1 protein-coding gene is annotated in these 2,721 nt (G+C 40.3%); it reads right to left on the bottom strand.

The window, feature by feature from the left end; translation table 11 throughout:
* Positions 1–2,721, bottom strand: a 2,721-nt coding sequence (locus ACEW8U_RS17880; RefSeq protein WP_373523421.1) for a CARDB domain-containing protein, incomplete at both ends; no start/stop codon positions are given.

The raw sequence follows: 2,721 nt of genomic DNA on the forward strand, positions 1-2,721 counted from the left end.
AACACCCGGTGCACCCGGAACACCCTGTTCACCGGGACCTGGAATATAAGCCTTGAAACATAATGAAATGGTAAACTCATCCAATTGTCGGATTCTGAAAGTACCGTTATATCTAAAATTATAGGCTAAGAAACCATTAAGATCAATTTCAAATTTTTCCGCATCAAAACCAATAATTCCTTTTTCTGCTACAACTATAGTCCAACATTTATCCACCGCAGGGTACCAACCTGCCAGGTAGCCAGCATTACCATTAAAATCCAAACTACTTACTTTGACCGTGAATGGAGCATTTTTGGTCGCGGTTATATTCAGTGTATTGTTTACTCTGATCAAATCCCAACCAGGATTGTTTCCAGCTTGACCTGAATATTTGTTGATTTGCCAATCATACTCTTGGCCTGACCCAAAAGTCAAAACATCAGTAAATGAAGTCCCTATTAAATTACCCCCTGGTTTCAAGATCTCACCTGAGGTGATTTGTTCACAATCTTCGCAAGAGAAATCAATCCCAACGGTATCGCTGGCCATAAGGAAACCAAATTCAATGTAATTTTGAAGCATAGCCTTAGCGAATTCAGGCTTATTGGCAACCAATTCCCTATCTTCATAAAACATCTCAGGTGTCATAAGAGCCAACTGCCGTGTATTTTCAATTTTTTCCAATAGGTTGAGAACAGCTATGGCTGGGGAAGCTCCAACAGCAGAAACCTCTATCGGGAATGTGCTTCCTTGAAAATTCCCTACCAACAAACTGGCAGACAATTCTTCTCCGGGATAAATGTCTCTGGCACTCAAAGGGAGGATTTTCAAACCATTGATAATGGTGTAATCAACTGATTCCGGCAACCTACCCAAATCATCCAAGCCAGAGTTGGTTTTAAGTTTACCTTGGACTTTAATTTCAAAAATTTCAATATCTTCCTCCATTGAAACCTGTGCATTCAAAATGGGTATATTTACATTCCCCTCATTTTTAAATACAATATTGAAAAATGCTGACTTCCCTCTTCTTACCACATCCGGAGCCAGAATATCATAAGTCAAATTTCCGAATCCAGTACTAGGCTCCACCTCCAATCCATTCTCCAAAATCACAGTAGATCCATCCGGATTCTTGACTTCCATATCATAGATCCCAAAGTCCACATCGGCCAATCTCCATCCCAACCTTCCACTCATGCTATTGGCAAGATTTACTTGGGTTGCACTGATGACTTTCGTTCCGCCTTTCAGCAATGAAACCTCCATTCCGGCTTTGAATCCTGCACCTGTAATGGATGTGGTAACCGTTCCGTTTCCTACGACCGAAGGATTGGAAGACAGAATACTGAACGGCAAGGCCCTTGCCAGCAATTCAATATTCTGGGTAAGCGGAATATCTGTTTTAACCAAAATGTAATAAGTACCTGATTTGGTTTCGGGCACAAGTGCACGTTGATTGGTGCGATTGGTATTGATCCCATTAAAATCAAATTCATTGGGTGTTGGTACTTTACCGAAAGACACAAAAACATCATTTGAACCGACAGACCTGCTCGAACTCAAGTCAATCACCAAATCAAGATTTGCCCCAACATTGACTTTATAATATCGCCAAGTTCCAGATATCAGGGAATTGGTAGTAGGTGTATCAAGCGGAAGTGACCTGACATCTAGATTCAATTGTTTTTCAGCAACCAATAGGTTATTTTCATAATTGACTTCATTGATAGAAGCCAAAAGATTGGTCCTGCCAATCCCGAAATAATTTCCAGGATCAAGGTTTAAAATCGGACCTTTGATGTTATAGGTACGGCTTTGTCCAGGTAAAATATTTACATTCGATTCCTGATTGCCTACCAAAGGATCTACAGCACCATTGAGCTGTTGGTCAGCAGAAAGGTAAAATCCATTGAAAAGCCTTCCCGAAGCAGGTTTGTCCCCGATATTGGTCACCTCAATCTCAGCAGTGGTCTCATCGCCAAGAAAAGCAGATTCTTGAATGGAAAATGAATTCACCGTCAAATCTGTTGGATCCGATAAATTGATAAGAATTACCTTATTGCGCTCATTATTGATTTCACCACCGTTAAAACCTTCGAATACTCTATTCTGGTAATCTGCTTTGGCTATCAGATAATAATTTCCGGAGAAATTATTCGGCATTATAACTAAGGCACTGTCCCTAAGAGTCTCTCCAACCGCCAAGATTTTTGTCACTTTTTTGAATCCTATATTCTGGGCACCTGTGGCCAAGACAGGAGAAGTACTCAAAAAGAAACCGTCATTCCACTCCGATCTCGTTGGACCTTCACCGGTGTTTTCGATGGTATATTTGACATAAAAATTCTCCCCTGAAATGACAGTTTCCGGAGCTTCCAATTCAGTGATGACAAGGTCAGGCGCTGGGGTAGCTGTGACATTGATCTTTCTCAGGGCAATATTATTGGCTTTGTTTTGATCCTCAATTACATTTTGCCGGTAATCCACCCATAGATATACAAAAAATTCCCCTGAAATCCAGTCAGGTATTTTTATCGATTTACCTGTTTCATATACTTCTCCAGAAATTAATTTATTTCTGGAAAACTCAGTCAGATAAATATCATCTTCTGTAAGCACAGAATCTCTTGTCAAATAAACCCTACTCGCAAACGACCTTGTGACATCATTAGGGCCTAGGTTTTCTACTTTGAAATTGACATTCAATTGATCCCCTGAACCTAAATTACTGGAACT

Source organism: Aquiflexum sp., from assembly GCF_041751335.1.
Taxonomy (GTDB): domain Bacteria; phylum Bacteroidota; class Bacteroidia; order Cytophagales; family Cyclobacteriaceae; genus Aquiflexum.